The sequence below is a fragment of the Pseudomonas sp. GW823-FHT02C02 genome (assembly GCF_058797635.1).
The window spans coordinates 1-16276 of the sequence record NZ_JBXAJV010000023.1; the positions used below are offsets into that span (position 1 = coordinate 1).

The 16276-nt window shown below is 57.9% G+C and carries 24 protein-coding genes; 8 read left to right on the top strand and 16 right to left on the bottom strand.

What is annotated here, in order from left to right:
* Positions 1–416 precede the first annotated feature (416 nt).
* Positions 417–605 carry a hypothetical protein gene (locus AC1ROI_RS29945; RefSeq protein WP_010455030.1) on the top strand — a complete coding sequence of 63 codons (189 nt, stop codon included), beginning with the start codon at positions 417–419 and terminating at the stop codon, positions 603–605.
* A gap of 486 nt (positions 606–1091) precedes the next feature.
* Entirely contained in the window at positions 1092–1322 is a 231-nt protein-coding gene (locus AC1ROI_RS29950; RefSeq protein ID WP_010455031.1) for a DUF6555 family protein, read from the top strand.
* Here the strand turns inward: AC1ROI_RS29950 and AC1ROI_RS29955 are convergent.
* The 3 genes from AC1ROI_RS29955 to AC1ROI_RS29965 all read right to left on the bottom strand — a co-directional run bounded on the left by AC1ROI_RS29955 (position 1314) and on the right by AC1ROI_RS29965 (position 2285).
* Entirely contained in the window at positions 1314–1562 is a 249-nt protein-coding gene (locus tag AC1ROI_RS29955) for a hypothetical protein (RefSeq protein ID WP_010455032.1), read from the bottom strand. The two genes, AC1ROI_RS29950 and AC1ROI_RS29955, sit on opposite strands and share 9 nt — an antisense overlap.
* Positions 1563–1667: 105 nt before the next feature.
* On the bottom strand, positions 1668–2003 hold the full coding sequence (locus AC1ROI_RS29960) for a hypothetical protein (RefSeq protein WP_042932783.1): 336 nt from the start codon (positions 2001–2003) through the stop codon (positions 1668–1670).
* Between the two features lie 72 nt (positions 2004–2075).
* A complete protein-coding gene (locus AC1ROI_RS29965) occupies positions 2076–2285 on the bottom strand; it encodes a hypothetical protein (RefSeq protein ID WP_042933086.1) in 210 nt (69 codons plus the stop codon).
* A gap of 178 nt (positions 2286–2463) precedes the next feature.
* Here AC1ROI_RS29965 and AC1ROI_RS29970 point away from each other — a divergent pair, with 178 nt between their 5' ends.
* Positions 2464–2703 carry a hypothetical protein gene (locus AC1ROI_RS29970; RefSeq protein ID WP_077749261.1) on the top strand — a complete coding sequence of 80 codons (240 nt, stop codon included), beginning with the start codon at positions 2464–2466 and terminating at the stop codon, positions 2701–2703.
* Positions 2704–2845: 142 nt separating this feature from the next.
* Here AC1ROI_RS29970 and AC1ROI_RS29975 read toward each other — a convergent pair whose 3' ends face one another.
* Both AC1ROI_RS29975 and AC1ROI_RS29980 read right to left on the bottom strand, forming a co-directional pair.
* On the bottom strand, positions 2846–3193 hold the full coding sequence (locus AC1ROI_RS29975; protein ID WP_102595146.1) for a hypothetical protein: 348 nt from the start codon (positions 3191–3193) through the stop codon (positions 2846–2848).
* 118 nt (positions 3194–3311) lie between these two features.
* On the bottom strand, positions 3312–3512 hold the full coding sequence (locus AC1ROI_RS29980; RefSeq protein ID WP_010455040.1) for a hypothetical protein: 201 nt from the start codon (positions 3510–3512) through the stop codon (positions 3312–3314).
* A 212-nt stretch (positions 3513–3724) separates the two neighbouring features.
* Between AC1ROI_RS29980 and AC1ROI_RS29985 the strand changes: the two genes are divergently transcribed.
* The gene (locus tag AC1ROI_RS29985; protein ID WP_102595147.1) at positions 3725–4087 is read left to right on the top strand and encodes an NUDIX hydrolase; all 363 of its coding nucleotides are present in this window, start codon (positions 3725–3727) and stop codon (positions 4085–4087) included.
* A gap of 15 nt (positions 4088–4102) precedes the next feature.
* On the opposite strand, the gene AC1ROI_RS29990 is transcribed toward AC1ROI_RS29985, so the two are convergent.
* From AC1ROI_RS29990 to AC1ROI_RS30025, 8 genes are all read right to left on the bottom strand, one after another.
* Positions 4103–4876: a 1,6-dihydroxycyclohexa-2,4-diene-1-carboxylate dehydrogenase gene (locus AC1ROI_RS29990; RefSeq protein ID WP_010455044.1), complete on the bottom strand. Its 774-nt coding sequence runs from the start codon at positions 4874–4876 to the stop codon at positions 4103–4105.
* Between the two features lie 88 nt (positions 4877–4964).
* Positions 4965–5978 carry a benzoate 1,2-dioxygenase electron transfer component BenC gene (gene benC / locus AC1ROI_RS29995; RefSeq protein ID WP_102595148.1) on the bottom strand — a complete coding sequence of 338 codons (1014 nt, stop codon included), beginning with the start codon at positions 5976–5978 and terminating at the stop codon, positions 4965–4967.
* A gap of 10 nt (positions 5979–5988) precedes the next feature.
* Positions 5989–6477, bottom strand: a complete 489-nt coding sequence (benB, locus tag AC1ROI_RS30000; RefSeq protein WP_102595149.1) for a benzoate 1,2-dioxygenase small subunit — start codon at positions 6475–6477, stop codon at positions 5989–5991.
* Positions 6474–7838 (bottom strand): benzoate 1,2-dioxygenase large subunit, encoded by a 1365-nt coding sequence (gene benA, locus AC1ROI_RS30005; protein WP_083376536.1) that lies wholly within the window; start codon positions 7836–7838, stop codon positions 6474–6476. The genes benB and benA overlap by 4 nt, the downstream gene beginning before the upstream one ends.
* A 298-nt stretch (positions 7839–8136) precedes the next feature.
* On the bottom strand, positions 8137–9096 hold the full coding sequence (locus AC1ROI_RS30010; RefSeq protein WP_102595150.1) for an AraC family transcriptional regulator: 960 nt from the start codon (positions 9094–9096) through the stop codon (positions 8137–8139).
* A 268-nt stretch (positions 9097–9364) separates the two neighbouring features.
* Positions 9365–10294, bottom strand: coding sequence for a catechol 1,2-dioxygenase (gene catA / locus AC1ROI_RS30015; RefSeq protein WP_077749268.1), 930 nt, complete (start codon positions 10292–10294; stop codon positions 9365–9367).
* A 55-nt stretch (positions 10295–10349) separates the two neighbouring features.
* Positions 10350–10640: a muconolactone Delta-isomerase gene (gene catC, locus AC1ROI_RS30020; protein ID WP_010455050.1), complete on the bottom strand. Its 291-nt coding sequence runs from the start codon at positions 10638–10640 to the stop codon at positions 10350–10352.
* 10 nt (positions 10641–10650) lie between these two features.
* Positions 10651–11799, bottom strand: coding sequence for a muconate cycloisomerase family protein (locus AC1ROI_RS30025; RefSeq protein WP_172791158.1), 1149 nt, complete (start codon positions 11797–11799; stop codon positions 10651–10653).
* Between the two features lie 127 nt (positions 11800–11926).
* On the opposite strand from AC1ROI_RS30025, the gene AC1ROI_RS30030 reads away from it, so the two are divergent.
* Positions 11927–12808 carry a LysR family transcriptional regulator gene (locus AC1ROI_RS30030; protein ID WP_010455054.1) on the top strand — a complete coding sequence of 294 codons (882 nt, stop codon included), beginning with the start codon at positions 11927–11929 and terminating at the stop codon, positions 12806–12808.
* On the opposite strand, the gene AC1ROI_RS30035 is transcribed toward AC1ROI_RS30030, so the two are convergent.
* Together AC1ROI_RS30035 and AC1ROI_RS30040 are read right to left on the bottom strand one after the other, a co-directional pair.
* Positions 12805–13047, bottom strand: coding sequence for a DUF1652 domain-containing protein (locus AC1ROI_RS30035; RefSeq protein ID WP_010455056.1), 243 nt, complete (start codon positions 13045–13047; stop codon positions 12805–12807). The two genes, AC1ROI_RS30030 and AC1ROI_RS30035, sit on opposite strands and share 4 nt — an antisense overlap.
* Positions 13048–13165: 118 nt before the next feature.
* A complete protein-coding gene (locus AC1ROI_RS30040) occupies positions 13166–14065 on the bottom strand; it encodes a polysaccharide deacetylase family protein (protein ID WP_010455058.1) in 900 nt (299 codons plus the stop codon).
* A 279-nt stretch (positions 14066–14344) separates the two neighbouring features.
* Here AC1ROI_RS30040 and AC1ROI_RS30045 point away from each other — a divergent pair, with 279 nt between their 5' ends.
* The 3 genes from AC1ROI_RS30045 (at position 14345) to AC1ROI_RS30055 (ending at position 15958) form a co-directional block, all read left to right on the top strand.
* Entirely contained in the window at positions 14345–15025 is a 681-nt protein-coding gene (locus AC1ROI_RS30045) for an SOS response-associated peptidase (RefSeq protein WP_102595151.1), read from the top strand.
* Between the two features lie 251 nt (positions 15026–15276).
* On the top strand, positions 15277–15549 hold the full coding sequence (locus AC1ROI_RS30050) for a hypothetical protein (protein ID WP_077749271.1): 273 nt from the start codon (positions 15277–15279) through the stop codon (positions 15547–15549).
* Between the two features lie 181 nt (positions 15550–15730).
* Positions 15731–15958, top strand: a complete 228-nt coding sequence (locus tag AC1ROI_RS30055) for a DUF6555 family protein (RefSeq protein WP_077749272.1) — start codon at positions 15731–15733, stop codon at positions 15956–15958.
* Positions 15959–16082: 124 nt separating this feature from the next.
* Here the strand turns inward: AC1ROI_RS30055 and AC1ROI_RS30060 are convergent, their stop codons facing one another.
* Positions 16083–16241, bottom strand: a complete 159-nt coding sequence (locus tag AC1ROI_RS30060; RefSeq protein ID WP_167362281.1) for a hypothetical protein — start codon at positions 16239–16241, stop codon at positions 16083–16085.
* Between the last annotated feature and the right edge of the window lie 35 nt (positions 16242–16276).

Sequence of the window (16276 nt, forward strand, 5' to 3'; positions counted from 1 at the left end):
CTCCACAAGCACCCACACGAATTGCTTGATTCAGTTGTTAAAGAGCGGTTGGTTAAGATCTTTCGTCTCAACCGAGGTGCGCATTCTACAGCACCCTTTTCAAATTGCAACCTAAAAAGTTTCTGATTTTACTAGCCAAATCAACTACTTACGCTGGAACAAACATCGATATGCTCGTTAGCGGGAGGCGAATAGTACAGCATTGAAATACGTGGTCAACCCCCTCTTCCAAAAATTCTGCTTTTCTTCATCAAGCGAGCGGCAATCGAGATCTCAGAGACCCATTTGATCTGTCATGCGCCAACAGACGCACCATTGCAGTGCGATTCACTGGCGCAAAGCCGTTTCCTCGACTAGGGTTTCTACCGAATCGAGTGACCCTGATACCCCAGCGGGCGCGTGATCAAGGAGGATAAATGACGTCTATTCACAAAACCGAGAAAACCTATCGCACCTGGTCCACACCCATCCTCCTTGAACTCAAGGAGAGAGAGCACCAGCTGGACGCTGACGCCCGCCAGGCACTTCATAACATCCTGACAGAGCGAAGGCTGATAAACACCGGCAACCCTTCTGGCGTCGATCGCCGTCGCTCCAGTTCCTGATGACTTCCCTGCCAGCAACCGCTCAGCAGACCGGCCTCTTCATCGGATACTTCAAATGCTCCCTTGCGGTAGTGGCTAGTAGCCGCTATCCATTAAGGTGAATTCAGAAGGAGTACGCGAGGATGATTCCAAGATTCGTTGTGGTTCCCGCCATTCCCACGGAAACGGGGTCAACGCGCAACGGAACGCGCTTCTACTGCAAAACCGCCCCCATAGGGTTCAACCTCTATGACAATGAAGAAAAGCGCAGGCTGCCCACAACCTTTCCGACACGGACAGAAGCCGAGGAAGAATGTTTGCAGCTCAATAACGAATGTCTTCAATGTACGCTGTCTGAGCGCTCCCCCCGCGTCAACGTGCCCTGAGCACGCGCAAGACTGAATGAGGGCAAAACAATGCTCATTTATTGAAGCAGACAAAAGTCCGAAAACAGAAGGAACTGGCACTACGCCATTAATGTCGTAGTGGCAGCACCTGGAGATTCGGATGACCCGCCCTCGATATTTTCAAATCACGTATGGCTTCAAGAAGACTCGGCATATTTTTATTCAACCCGACTCCCATATGTCTGAGGCAGACGCTTGGTACTACGCCTGCCTGCATTCGGGGATCGGGCTTTCGTATGGGGACAATCACGATCAACAAGACTTTGATGCGCTACGAAGCCACGCACAGGAAAATGGCTTGAGGCAGGTGAGTTGGGAGGAGTTACCGTAAATGACCGTGTGCGGCCGCTGAGGTGCCGCCGTCCACGCCCTCTGTTGCCGTTGCAAATGCAGTGCTCGCCTCTTTCACCAACTTGCGCCATTCCACGCCGCTGATCAGCCCGGTACGTTCCATCTCGTCGGCGGCCTTGAGCAACTCGTCGTACTGTTCTTCAACATCCATGTGAATTTCCGGTTCTTTCAGAAGCTTGTACCAAGCCGCCAGGGCTTGCTTCTTTTGATCATCATTCATCGCCAAACTCCCAGGGACAGTTTTCACTTGGATGTTATCCAGCGAATGACCGTTCCTCAGTTCCGACATACGGCGCTTACAACCGAAACTCACATGCATTGAGTCTTACAAGCAGCTACGAACCGCCTTGCGCATCGCGCCCGACTTGGCCCATGGAGGGCCCTGATACAGCGAGACTCGACTGCCGTCCTTGTATTTCACGATGTCCAGAATCTCGTCAGCCGTAATAATGCTGGGCGCGTTGATCCGGTAGCCATTGGAAATACCGGTCTGAGTCGTCTTGGGGACTTCCTGCTGCCATAGTGGCAAAAGACACGCGGCGTATTCTTTGGGCGCCTTGTTACTGTACTTGCTGACGTTAGGCTCACCTGGAACCAGGGATGCCGGCAATGAACAACCCGCCAGCATCGCCATCGCTATTCCCCCAATCAACATCCGCATGACGCTTCCTTATCCTGAAAAACGGGAAATGTAGCGCGTAGCGAACCAGACATCCATCTATAGAATCAGCCCTCAGGGCGTTACGTTGTGATCGGGATAAGACCGTTTGTTCAAATACGTCATCCATCGCTCATACGCTTCATGCTGCCATTGAGTGACCCGCTCCCACTCCGGCCCACTTAACTGATGGGCCGAAATCAGCTTCATCATCTCCGCAGTTGCTGCGTCCAGGTCAACCATCAGCTCATGCGCATGGAATCTGAAATCGTCGGTGCTGGTCATTTGAAGTTGCCTCGCCCTAGCGAACATTCGCCACTTCAGTACGACATCACGCGGGTTCGTTCGCGCTCACTCTCCCGACAAGCGGCGCACCTTCCATCCCCTGAGCAGCAGGCGAGCAAACGCCCCGCCCGTTAATTGGGACTACTCTTTTGTAGCGGGGTATCAGCAGGAGGTCATCATGTGGCTCAACGAAAATGAAAACGAACTTCGGCGTGATCTGCAAGGAGTTGCGTCGGACCTGAGGTGGTCGGCAGTGGAGCTCTTGCGCATCGCAGAGCAGCTACGCCTGGCCGGCAATGATGTCGATGCGCAAGCAACTAAAAGGCTGTGCGAGTTATTTCAGGGTGATGAACAGCGACTGATGGGCTATGCCGATGAAGTGAAAGCCAAAATCATCAGCCGGGCGAAAGCCCAATAACGGGAGCGTTGTCATGAACACGCCTCTATTCGCGCTAGATGTCATGCTGGCAGCGACGGGTGGCTGCAGCATTGATTCATACGTTTATCGGGACCAGCCGCTGGTCGCCAAGCATGGTTACTAGCCAACATGGGGTGGCAAGCTAGCTGGAAGCGGGTTTATTACAAGTGTCCCGCCATTTATCCGCGAACCTGTTAATGGCTTGGCTTTTGAGTTCTGGAGAATCGAGGACGGGCTGGTTGTACGCTTCGTTGATCAACATGGCACCCAACTTGTCATGATCAGGATTGCCCGACTTCACGGCCAGCAGGCTTTCTTTCGTTTCGTTATTTTGCCGAGACTGCATGATCGATCCGGCCAATGTACGAAAAACATCGCAGACCTTTTGGTTGGTGTGGATTTCGCCTTGCGTCTGGGCTAGAACCTGACCAACACCAGCAAGGTAAACAGCAGATAACAATGCCAGAGCAGTGCAGCGACCTTTCAACATGCTTTCTTCCTTGAATTAAAAGCGGCCACCCTATCATCCAAATGTCACGTTTAAAATCTTCCAACTCCTGATTTCAAGACAAAAAAAGCCCCGGCATCCCAGGGCTTCAAACTCGCGCTCATTCTGATTTCTGGCTTGGCGTCGATCGAACCGCTCTTGCTCTGTAGGCAGGAAGCGCTGCCGCAAACGCCAGTGCCTCCTCTTTGCTGCCAAAAGCCCCGAGACGGTCGCCTTTGGTGCACACCCGCCAGGGGCCGTTGTTTACGCTGAGTACGTCATAACCGTTCATGTGCATTTTATTCAGCATCGGAACGCTCATAGTCACCTCCTTTTCGGCAGTGATAAGCCACGATTGACTCGGTTACCTTACACCCGCCCTTTGCCCAAGTGCCGACCAGACGTCGTGTCAGGTTTTCGACATTCCTTTGCACTTTCTACCGCTTCCCTCACTCCAACCCTTTGAAACAGAGGCATGGGCCTGAATATTGCATTTTCATGACTGTTTTATGACAAGCGGCGGTTTAGTAACACATGAAAGTACGGGCAACAGTCATTTGCGAGCAGGATCGGCATGTTCTCCTGGTGCGCAAACTCAGGTGTCGCTGGACCTTGCCCGGAGGAAAAGTCGAGCGCGGCGAAACCACTGCGGACGCCGCCATGCGCGAGCTCCAGGAAGAAACCGGGCTTGGAGTCGACGGCTTGTTGTACTTGATGGAACTGGAAACGAGCAGCACCCGCCACCATGTGTTCGAGGCATCGGTGCTCAACTCGGACGAAGCGCGGCCCCAAAATGAAATCTTCGATTGCATGTGGTTTCCGCTGGACTCAGTCCAGAACCTGAACACAAGCGACGCCACGCTCAAGATCGTCAAAGCCTTCCAGCGTCGCTTGTAAGTTTGCGCAGCCGCCTTAGCCCTGGTCGCCGCCGCCCACCGGCATGACCATGCCGGTGATGTACGATGCCTCGTCGCTGGCCAGAAACAGAATAGCGCCAGCCTGCTCATCCAGCGTGCCGTAGCGCTTCATCAAACTGCTGTCGAGCGTCTGGCCGACAAGTTGCTGATACCAGACTTTCTCTTCGGCGCTCTGCTCTGCGCTGTTTCGCGGGATGACCCGCGGCGGTGCTTCGGTGCCGCCCGGCGCGGTGGCATTGACCCGGACTCCGCGACCGGCGGTTTCAAACGCCAGGCAAGCAGTCAGCGCATTGACACCGCCCTTCGCCGCGCCATACGGCACACGATTGATGCTGCGGGTGGCGATGGACGAAACATTGACGATCGCGCCGCTGCCCTGTTCAAGCATGAACGGCAGCGCGGCGTGGCAGCACCACAAGGTCGGAAACAACGAACGACGGACTTCGGCTTCGATCTGCTGCTCTTCGTAGTGTTCGAAAGGCTTCGCCCAGATCGTGCCGCCCACGTTGTTGACCAGCACATCCAGACGCCCAAAGCGCTCGACGGCGGTGCGCATCACGCGGCTGCATTCGCTGTATTGCTCAAGGTCGGCGGTCAGGGCAAGCACCTGGCTGCCCTGCCCCAATTGTTGCTGCACCTCGAACACCAGGTCCGAGCGATCAACCAGAATCAATCGCGCACCCTCAGCGGCCATGCGCTCCGCCACCCGCCGACCAATGCCTTGCGCCGCGCCGGTGATCAGCGCGACTTTTTCGTGAAATCTGTTCATGTGGACCTCGTGACGAAGGATGCCATGCAGTGAAAACGTCCCAGACAAAACACTGACCTGTGGAATCAGTGATCACGCACGGCTGGACTCAAGCCGCGCTGGCAGCGAATTTCTCGTAATAGAAGTTCGCAGGCGCGACGCCTTGCTCGCGAATGAATTGACTGACCGCTTCGACCATCGGCGGCGGGCCGCACAGGTAGATGTCGACGTCGCCCTCATTCAAATGTCGTGGCTCGATGTGCTGGGTCACGTAGCCTTTGAGCGGATGCTGGCTGTCGGGGTTGGCGACGCAGGCACTGAAGCTGAAATTCGGGATGCGCGCGGCAAACGCTTCGAGCCGGTCCATTTCCACCAAGTCAAAATCGTTGGTCACGCCATAGATCAGATGCAGCGGATGCTCGCTGCCCTGCTCGGCTATTTTCTCCAGCATCGCGGTGAACGGCGCCAGACCGGTTCCACCCGCCAGCAGCAACAACGGCCGGCGAATGTCGCGCAGATAAAAGCTGCCCAACGGCCCGGCCAGACACATGCTATCGCCGGCCTTGGCCATGCCGGTGAGGAAGCTGCTCATCAAGCCGCCGGGCACGTTGCGGATCAGGAAACTCACTTCGCCGTCACGCTGCAACGAGCTGAAGGAGTAAGCGCGGGTCTGCTCGCTGCCGGGAACTCCCAGGTTCACATACTGACCCGGCAGAAACGCCAGTTTGCTCAGCGCTTCGCCCTTGATAGACAGCGCGATGGTGCTGTCGGACAACTGCCGCACGGCGCTGATGGTGGCGTCGTAACTGGCCTGATGGGTACGGCAAACCTGCGATGAAGTCGGCACGCGCACCACGCAATCGCTCTGGGCGCGCATCTGGCAGGTCAGGACAAAACCCTGCTGCGCTTCATCGGCGCTGAGCGCGTCTTCGATGTATTCCTCGCCCAAGTCATAACGACCGGCCTCGGCGAAACACTTGCAGGTGCCGCACGCGCCGTCGCGGCAATCGAGCGGAATATTGATGCCTTGACGGTACGCGGCATCGGCCACGGTTTCGCCCACGTTGGCGTCGATGAACCGGGTGACGCCGTCTTCGAAATTGAATGCAATGGAATAAGTCATGACGGCCGCCTCAGAGGTGGTAGACATCGATGACCTGGCGAACGTAATCGTTCTTCAGGATCACTTTCTTGGCCTTGATCAGCAGGTTTTCACCGCGCCCGTCAAGGGTGTAGAAACTGCTGCCGAAATAGCTGTCGACGGTCTTGTAGCGAAAGCTCAGGGTGTGCCAGTTGAAGCGCACCTTGCACAGGCCGTCGGCCTGCTCAAGCAGTTCGATGTTGCTGATGTTGTGCGACGTACGGGTGTCCGGAACACTGGCGCTGGAGCGCTCGGTCTTGATGCGGAAGATGCGGTCTTCCAGGCCGGTGCGGTTGCCGTACCAGATCAGCGAGATTTCCCGCTGCGGGTCTTCGGTCAACTCGTCGTTGTCGTCCCAGGAAGGCATCCAGAACGAGGCATCGGCGGCGTACAGCTCCAGCCAGTCGTCCCATTGCTTGTCGTCGAGGTAGCGTGCTTCGCGGTAGAGGAAATCGCGCACTGCATCATAAGTGAGGGTCATTGCACGGCCTCCACAGCAATCAATTCGGGCTGTTCGGCAGCCAGAGCCTTGAGCATGGTTTGCTGCCAGTACTTGTGTTGCAGCACGAACAAGCCTTCGTCTTCGGTGCGCACGCCGCTGAGCAAGGGATGCAGGTCGATTTCCCTGGCCGCCTCATCGGCGCCCTCGACCCAGTGTTCGGCACCGCGGGACATGTCATTCCACGTCGTGACGCTGCCCTGATAGCTGGTCTGGCACGAGCGAAACTCTTCCAGATCATCCGGGGTGGCCATGCCGCTGACGTTGAAGAAATCCTCGTACTGACGAATCCGGCTCGAACGGGCGTGGTCGCTTTCGCCTTTGGGGGCGATGCAATAGATGGTGATTTCCGTGCGGTCGACCGAGATCGGGCGGGCGATGCGGATCTGCGAGCTGAACTGGTCCATCAGGTAGACGTTCGGGTACAGGCACAGGTTGCGCGAATTCTCGATCATCCAGTCGGCACGGGCCTGGCCGAAGTCCCGGGACAGCTCGTCGCGGCGTTCGTAGAGCGGGCGATCCTCGGGGTTGGACCAGCGGGTCCAGAGCAGCATGTGGCCCTTGTCGAACGAGTAGAAACCCCCGCCCTGCTTGGCCCAGGTCCCGGCGCTCATGGTCGGGTTGCTGTCACCGGCTTCACGCTGTTTGCGCTGGTTCTGGGTAGCGGCGTAGTTCCAGTGCACGGAGCTGACATGGTAGCCGTCGGCGCCGTTTTCGGCGGTGAGTTTCCAGTTGCCTTCATAGATATAACTTGAGGAACCGCGCAGCACTTCGAGGCCATCGGCGGACTGGTCGACGATCATGTCGATGATCTTTGCCGACTCGCCCAGGTGCTCGACCAGCGGCACCACATCGGCGTTGAGGCTGCCGAACAGGAAGCCGCGGTACGACTCGAATCTCGCGACTTTGGTCAGGTCGTGGGAGCCTTCGCAGTTGAAGCTCGCCGGGTAACCCGCAGCCGCCGGGTCTTTGACCTTGAGCAGTTTGCCGGAGTTGTTGAAGGTCCAGCCGTGGAATGGGCAGGTGTAGGAGCTCTTGTTGCCGGTCTTGTGCCGGCACAGCGTCGCGCCGCGATGGCTGCAGGCGTTGATGAACGCGTTGAGCACACCTTCCTTGTTGCGCGCGATGAAGATCGACTGGCGCCCCATGGTGGTGGTGTAGAAATCGTTGATGTTGGGGATCTGGCTTTCGTGCGCCAGGTACAGCCAGTTGCCTTCGAAGATGTGTTTCATCTCCAGGTCGAACAGCCGTGGATCAGTGAACATCTCGCGCTTGCAGCGGTAGATGCCCTGTTCTTTGTCATCTTCAAGCAGGGAGTGAAGGTATTCGGGTCGCAGGGACATGGCCGCCGCCTCCATTGTTTTTATTCAGGCAGGGCCATGCTAGGACGGGGGGATGCGAGGGACTATCCGATGGGTGCAGACGTGTATCCGTTTACTGCAACGTGCGGTGAATCATTGATGCCCACCCATCAGGACCGACAGGAACCTGTGGCGAGGGAGCTTGCTCCCGCCGGGCTGCGAAGCAGCCCCAAAACCTGCGACCGCGATTATTCTGCAAAACCGGGGGTCACAGGTTTGCGACTGCTGCGCAGTGGAGCGGGAGCAAGCTCCCTCGCCACAAGTTGCATGTCGCCTGGGGTCAGTGCCGGCGCTTGAGGGTGTCGGACGGTAACTCGCCGAACTGTTTGCGGTAGTTGTCGGAGAACCGCCCCAGGTGCAGGAAGCCGTAATCCATAGCCACTTCCGTGACGTTTCGCACGTTGCAGGTCGGGTCGCTCAGGCACTGGTTGATGCGTTCGAGTTTCTTCTGCCGGATGTAGTTTTGCGGCGAAGTCCCGGCGTTGCGTTCGAACAAACCATACAGCGAACGCAGGCTCATCCGAGCCTGACGCGCCAGTTCTTCACTGTCGATGTCCTGCTTGAGGTTGCGCGCGATGTAATCGGCAATCCCCTCGAACGTCGTCGCCGGCGAGCCAAGGCTGCTGCGGATGACGTTGGTTTTCATCAGACTGAGCATCTTGCTGACGATGATCTGCGCGTAGTGTTCCTGAACCCGGGGAATCTGCTGGGTGGCCTCGGCTTCCTGGCAAATCATCGCCAGCAGGCCGACGAAACCTTCCAGCTCATCAAGCTGATAACGATTCTCCAGAAACCGCACGCCCTGCCCCGGATAGCGCCAGCGCTGCTCCTCGCACACCGACTCGAACAGCCGGGTAGGTACTTTGAGGATAAATTTTTCGCAATCGTCGGAGTACGTCAAGTCCACCGGGTCGTCGGGGTTGATCAGCAGCAATTCACCTGGCGCAAAGTAATGCTCCTGACCGTAACCGCGCCACAGGCAGTTGCCGCGCAGTAGCACTTGCAGGTGATAGATCGTTTCCAGTGCGCCCGAGGTCACCCGCACGCTGGCGCCGTAGCTGATGCGGCACAGGTCAAGGCTGGCGAATTTGCGATGATCGAGGCTGGCCAGAGGACGGCCGGCCCTGGGCATGAGGATGCAATGATTGCCGACATGCTGATTGACGTAACCCGACACCGCGTAAGGGTCGGCGTGGTCGAATACTCTGCTGCGCGGACTCAACAGTTGCGCCTGCATCATCGGGTTACTCTCGTTGTTGTTATTGATTGCGTCGGGTCATTCTAAGGCCATATTTGCAGCGGTGTGTCAGTGGGCTGACCTGTGGAAGGTTCTGGCCCTATCGCGAGCTGGCTCGCTCCCACAGTTGACCGCGTTCGCCCTGATGTAACTTGGTCAATGTGGGAGCGAACCTGTTCGCGATAGGGCCATCAGTCTCAACATCAACGTTGACGGACACCCCGCATTCGCAAGCAGGCTCGTTCCCACAAAGATTCGACGATCGAGGCAATCAATCCTCGAGCGCGCGAACCCGTTCGTGGCGCTGCTGCTCGTCAGGTTGCGCGGAGGTCTGCAAGGTAAAATCGAAGTCAATCTCGGCAAACCGGCCGCTGACACCATGGGCCGCCGCGCGCTGCGGGTCGTCGCTGAAGGTGATGTGGGCGATCAGCTCGTCGCGGGTGGCGTAGGCAAAATCGTCATGCAGGTACTGATCGCCATCGAGGTTGATCTGGGTGGTCAGGTGACGATGGTCCGGCGCGGAGATAAAGAAGTGAATGTGCGCCGGACGCTGGCCATGACGGCCCAGTTGATCGAGCAATTGCTGGGTCGGACCGTCCGGCGGGCAACCGTAGCCCGACGGCACGATGCTGCGGAAACGGTAGCGGCCCTCGGCATCGGTGACGATGCGGCGGCGCAGGTTGAATTCCGATTGCGTGGTATCGAAGTAGGAATAAGTGCCGCCCGTGTTGGCGTGCCAGACATCCACCACTGCGCCGGCCAAAGGTTCGCCAGCGGTGTTGCGTACCTGGCCCTGCATGAACAGAACCACGCCCGGATCGACGCCATCGTCCAGTCGTGCCTCAGCCTCGGACAACGGCGCGCCCGCCACATACAACGGGCCTTCGATGGTCCGCGGCGTACCGCCCGCCTTCCCCGCCTGCTCGTCTTCGGCATCCATCAGCAAGTCCAGGTAGTGTTCCAGGCCGAGGCCGGCCACCAGCAAACCGGCCTCCTGGCGCGCGCCCAGCACGTTGAGGTAATTGACCGCTTTCCAGAACTCTTCCGGGGTCACGGCGAGGTCTTCGATGATGTTTACCGAATCACGCAAAATACGGTAAACCAAGGCTTTGACCCGCGGGTCGCCAGCGTCGTTGAGCAAGCCGCTGGCGTCTTCGAGAAACTTCTGGGCACTGGCAGTGTGGGAAATCTTGACGTTCATTTTTTGGGGTTCCTCATCTTGTAATTATGGGCGTAGCGAACTGAACAGGCTGGGTTCAGCGGTCATCCTCGCGAATGGAAGAAGGATGCCGGCACATTGCATCGACCTCGATCGCCATGTACGGAAACAGCGGCAATTGCATCAGCAGGTCGTGCAGTTCCTGAACGCTGTCGACGTCGAAAACGCTGTAATTGGCATAGTGCCCGGCGATGCGCCACAGGTGACGCCATTTGCCTTGCTCTTGCAGGCGCTGGGCCAGGGCTTTTTCATCGGACTTGAGCTGGGTGGCGAGATCCGGGTTGATGTCGACCGGTAGATTCACGGTCATTTTTACGTGAAATAGCATGATGCTCTCCTCAGGCTTGATGAACGGAAGTGGATGTTTTGTCGCGCCGGAAAAACGCCAGGCGTTCCTCATCCAGGCTCAGGCCAAGGCCTGGTGTTTGCGGCACGTGCAGCGCAAAGTCGCGATAGACCAGCGGCTCGCTGAGCACGTCTTCCGTCAGCAGCAACGGGCCGAACAGCTCGGTGTCCCAAGCCAGTTTATTCAGGGTGATAAAGGCATGGGCCGAGGCCAGCGTGCCGATCCCTCCTTCAAGCATAGTGCCGCCGTACAGACCGATACCGGCAGCTTCGGCGATGGCGGCAGTCCGCAGCACGGCCCGTGGCCCCCCGTTCTTGGCGATTTTCAGGGCGAACACCGAAGCGGCCCCTTCGCGCGCCAGATTGAAAGCGTCTTCCACGCACTCGATGGATTCATCGGCCATGATCGGCGCCGGGCTCATGGCGTTCAGTCGCACCATGCCGGCGCGGTTGTTGCGTGAGATCGGCTGTTCGATCAGGTCGATGCCGTTGCTGCCCAGTATCCGGCAGGCGCGCAGCGCGACCGCCTCGTCCCAGGCCTGATTGACATCGACCCGCACGCTGGCGCGATCGCCCAGGGCTTTCTTGATGGCAATAACGTGGGCCAAGTCACGATTGACTTCTCCGGCACCGATTTTCAGTTTGAAGATCCGGTGGCGCCGCAGGTCGAGCATTTTTTCCGCTTCGGCGATGTCCTTGTCGGTGTCGCCGCTGGCCAGGGTCCAGGCCACCGGCAGCGCATCACGAACGCGACCGCCCAGCAACTCACTGACCGGCAGGCCAAGGCGTTTGCCCTGGGCGTCGAGCAAGGCGGTTTCGATACCTGATTTGGCAAACGTGTTACCTCGAATGCTGCGCTCCAGGCGCAACATCGCCGCATTGATGTTGCCGCTGTTCTCACCGATCAGCAGTGGCGCGAAGTGTTTGTCGATATTGGTCTTGATGCTGTCCGGGCTTTCATTGCCATAGGCCAGGCCACCGATGGTGGTGGACTCACCAATGCCTTCGATGCCATCGGCGCAGCGCACGCGGATGATCACCAGAGTCTGGTTCTGCATGGTGTGCATGGCCAGTTTGTGCGGGCGAATGGTCGGCAGATCGACGATGATCGTCTCGATCGATTCAATGGCAGTTGCACGCATGTCGATACCCGTCAGGTTCTTTAAGTTCTGAAATGGATTCTCATACGGCTTTTTGCCGACGGCCAATATAGAATTGGTCTGGATCGATACCTTAAAGGTATTCAGCCGCTCAATGCCTGGAGGCACCATGGAATTGCGTCACCTGCGGTATTTTCAGGTGTTGGCTCAAACCCTCAATTTCACCCGCGCCGCCGAACTGCTGCACATTGCCCAGCCCCCGTTGAGCCGACAGATCCAGCAACTGGAAGATGAACTCGGGGTGTTATTGCTCGAGCGTGGCCGTCCGCTGAAGCTGACCGACGCCGGGCGCTTCTTCCATGAACACTCCACCGCCTTGCTCGAACAGCTGGCCAAGGTCTGCGACAACACCAAGCGCATCGGCCTGGGGGAAAAGACCTGGCTGGGCATCGGTTTTGCGCCATCGACGCTGTATGGCGTGCTGCCGGAACTGATTCGTCGCTTGCGCAGTGGCGAGCCTCTGGAGCTTGAGCTCGGGCTTTCGGAAATGACCACGCTGCAACAGGTGCAGGCGCTCAAGGCCGGGCGCATAGACATCGGTTTCGGGCGGATCCGCATCGACGACCCGGCGATCATCCAGACGGTATTGACCGAAGACCGGCTGGTCGCCGCCCTGCCTGCCGGCCACCCGCTGCTGGCCGGGCCGATCAGTCTGCGCCAACTGGCGAAAGAGCCTTTTGTGCTGTACCCCGGCAATCCACGCCCCAGCTACGCCGACCACGTTATTGCGCTGTTCGAATCCTACGGCGTGAGCATCCACGTGGCGCAATGGACCAACGAACTGCAAACAGCAATCGGTCTGGTAGGGGCCGGTATCGGGGTCACACTGGTGCCCGCGTCGGTGCAGTTGCTGCACCGCGACGACATTGGTTTCACCCCGTTGCTGGAAGACAACGCGACGTCACCGATCATTCTCAGTCGGCGCGTGGGCGATGTGACGCCGGGGTTGAATCATTGCTTGAAGATAATTGATGAACTGCTGCCCCGCTAACCGGCAAAGGCCCGGCGCCCGGCACGCAGTTCGGTGCGTAATTCGCCAATAAGGTCGGAGATCGCGCGAACGGTGGTCAGCCTGGCCGGCGTTACACAGGGAATCAGCAAATCGATGCGCCCGGTGGCCCGGTCGTACACCTTGATTCGCAACAATCCATTGGGATTCACTGTGCACTCGCAGGAAAGCGGCTTAAAACCGGACTCTACAATGTTGCAAAGGACTGAAATAGAAACCATGACTGACGCCTCCTTGGCGGCTCATCGGATTCGACCCGCTGAGCATAGATCCATTTTCGCCCGTCTGCGCCCGCCGGCCTCACATTAAGTGTTAGCTGTTTCTCATTTTGTTGAAGTTCTAATGAGAATCCCCGTCCCACAACCAATTCCAGATTCCCGGCAACTTCACTGCCTCTGAACCGCTTCTGACAGTGCGCGCCAAAGCCGCCCGTTGCAGCGCCGCCCTGTCGTCGTAAAACGGCTTCTGCGCCACCGTCACCCCCGTGGCACGGGCGCTGTCGAGGAGGATTTGCAGGTATTCGCGGGCATGCCGGGCGGTGTAGCGATTAAGGTCGTGGAAGGTCACCACCACCGGAATCACACCGTCCACCGTCGGCAATTCGCCCAGTGCAATGCGTTCACGCACTTCGGACAGTTGCCGCAACATGTTGGCCCGTCGCCGCGGGCTGGCGTTGAAGCCCCAGATCTTGCCGTCGTTGGCGCTCAGGTCGGTCAGCAACAGGTGCAGGCCATGTCGCTGATAGGCGGCGAACACACGTGTGTCGTAGTTCCAGAACGGCGGACGCACCAGGGTGGGCGGTGCGCCGGTGATTGCGGCAATGTCGGCACTGCCCTTGCTCAATGATTGCTCCAGCTCTTGCGGACTCAGCGAGCGGTGATTGGTGTGCGAATGGGTCGCCGTGTGGAAACCCAGCACATGCCCTTCAGCCTGCTCCCGGTGCATGACCCCGCGCCCGATGTCGCTGTCGCCGGCCCGTGGCGCGCCGGTCTGCACGAAGAACACCGCTTTGATCCCCGGTTGCACCGGGTTCTGCGCGAGGCTGTCGAGCACCGTCATGCTCGGGTTCCAGAAACTTGATGCGCTGGGGCCGTCGTCGAAGGTCAGCACAAAGCGGATCGGTGGCTGCGCGCGCAGACGCTGTTCGGTCTGCGGGGTCAGCTCGATCGGTGAAGCGATGCAGCCAGCGAGCCCGACAGCGATGGCTAGCGTAGTGAGAGCCTTGAACAACTGTTTCATGGTTTGCCTTGGGCCAGACCGTAATGGTCATCACGTTAAAACGGCAAAAACCCTTCGCCCATTGATCCCTTGTCAGCCCGCAGGTCGCTGCAGGCCGAGGTTGGATCAGGGTACACAGTGTTTGGTTCCAGCGCTCACCCTCGTGGCTTACCGCGCCAACGACTGCTGGAACCATCGCCAGAGCTACATTCGTCAGGAATTGGCCGTTCAACCACAGCATCCTCGCGAAGGACGGTACCCGTGCTCCTACACTAAAAGCTCAAGCCTGAGGATTAACCGATGTGCGGACGACTCTCGCAGTACCGTGGCATTCACGACTTTGTCGCGGTGCTGAGCATTCCCGACGCGCTGATCAACCATGTCGGTGATGAACCGCTGGCCCGCTACAACGCCGCGCCCACCACTCAACTCGCCCTGCTGCACCTTGAGCCTGACGGGTTGCACGCCGATTCGGTGCGCTGGGGATGGCGGCCGCACTGGGCGAAGGACCGGTCGGCGCCAATCAATGCCCGGGTCGAGAAAGTCGCTCATGGCCCGTTCTTCCGGGCGATCTGGCCGCACCGTGCGATTGTGCCGATCGACAACTGGTTCGAATGGGTGGATGCCGGCGACACGACGCGGCAGCCGTGGCTGATTCGTCGACGGGATCGGGCGCCGATCTACTGCGCGGCGATCGGCCAGTTCCCCCACGGTGGCAGCGAGCCGCGCGGCGACGACGGTTTCGTCATCATCACGGCGGACAGCGCTGGCGGCATGCTCGACATTCATGACCGACGGCCAGTGGTGTTGTCTGTGCAACTGGCACATGAATGGCTGGACCCGGCTACGCCTAAAGAGCGTGCCGAGCAGATGGTGCTCATGCAAGGTGAAGTCAGTGAAGTGTTCGAGTGGTACAGAGTCGATAAGGCAGTGGGAAATGTCAGGAACCAGAGTGCAATGTTGATTGATAAGCTGACTTGAATTGGATCCATTTCCGGTTTCTGAATAGCCGAACGGCATAAACGTTACACGGACTGTTTCATCCAAGAAACACTAAAAGGAATGCGGCAAAACGATGCATTAACCGCTTGTCTGACAATTGAATTGTTGTACATACATTTAGTAGTGCTACAGATAGCATGCGCGCCGCATTTCCCCTGGCAGTACCTAATTGACCAAAGAGTCAATAAACAAGGAAATCCCTAAATCCAACGAGCCTGCAGAGAACTAAGTTGCGCGAAGATCTTGTCATTAATCAAGTCGGCGGTCTGGAGTGCGTGTACCTGTCGCTGACAGAACGCTATCAACTTGACTGCTTTATCGGGCAATACATAAAGACCCGAAACCTGCGTTCCATCCCTAATATCAACGACATCCTGCGCTCAACCCTCGCAGCCTACTCCGGCAAGCCGCCAGTCATGGTCAACGAATTGAATGCCTGGATCGACAAGACGTTGGGCTACCGGGCCTCCCACCCGGATTTTCCGTCACTGGACGATATTTGAAGTGAGGCGCTGCTGAGTTCAGCACAAGACTGAACGAACCGAACATTGTTGCACTCTGAAGAAGAGGCCCATCGAGGCCTCTTTTTTTCAGCTCTTATCCGCACAAGGATTGCACCCCAGACTTTGCGAATTGCCCGTTCGATGCCTGAATCAAAGCCGTGGCGAATTTAAGGAGGAATACATGAGCGAACTCGTTCCCTATGCCGTGCATTATTTGCTCGATGGCGTTCGTCAGCACTTTTTCAAACTGGCTGAACAGTTCTCCGATGTTGACGCAATTCGTTCAGCCTCGGCGCATGCCTTTCCGCAATCCGACGGAAAGATCGCCGCCCACGCCTCCCCCGAAACGGCGCGCTTGAGCGCTCAACAACTGGGTATCACGCAGATACGTTGGAATGAGGCGATCTGACGGCCTTACCCGCCCCGCTTGATCGCGAATGACTGTTCAATCAAGCAAAGCACTTCAGACACACCTGCTTCCGTGGCGAGGGCGCTTGCTCGACTGAAGGTCAGCGGTGGGGGATGCGGACCCGTCAGGGCTTCAGCGGACGCTCTTGGTCACGATCTGACAGTTCTTTACCATCGTCGGGGTGCTTCCAGTCCGGTGTCGAACGCCTCTGTCGCTCAAGCTCTTCTTGAGTCGGTTCATCCTCATCTTCATCCAGATCAGGACGTTTTGGTTCATTGGCCATACGCGCCTCGCTTCCTGAAGGAATTCCCTTTAAGC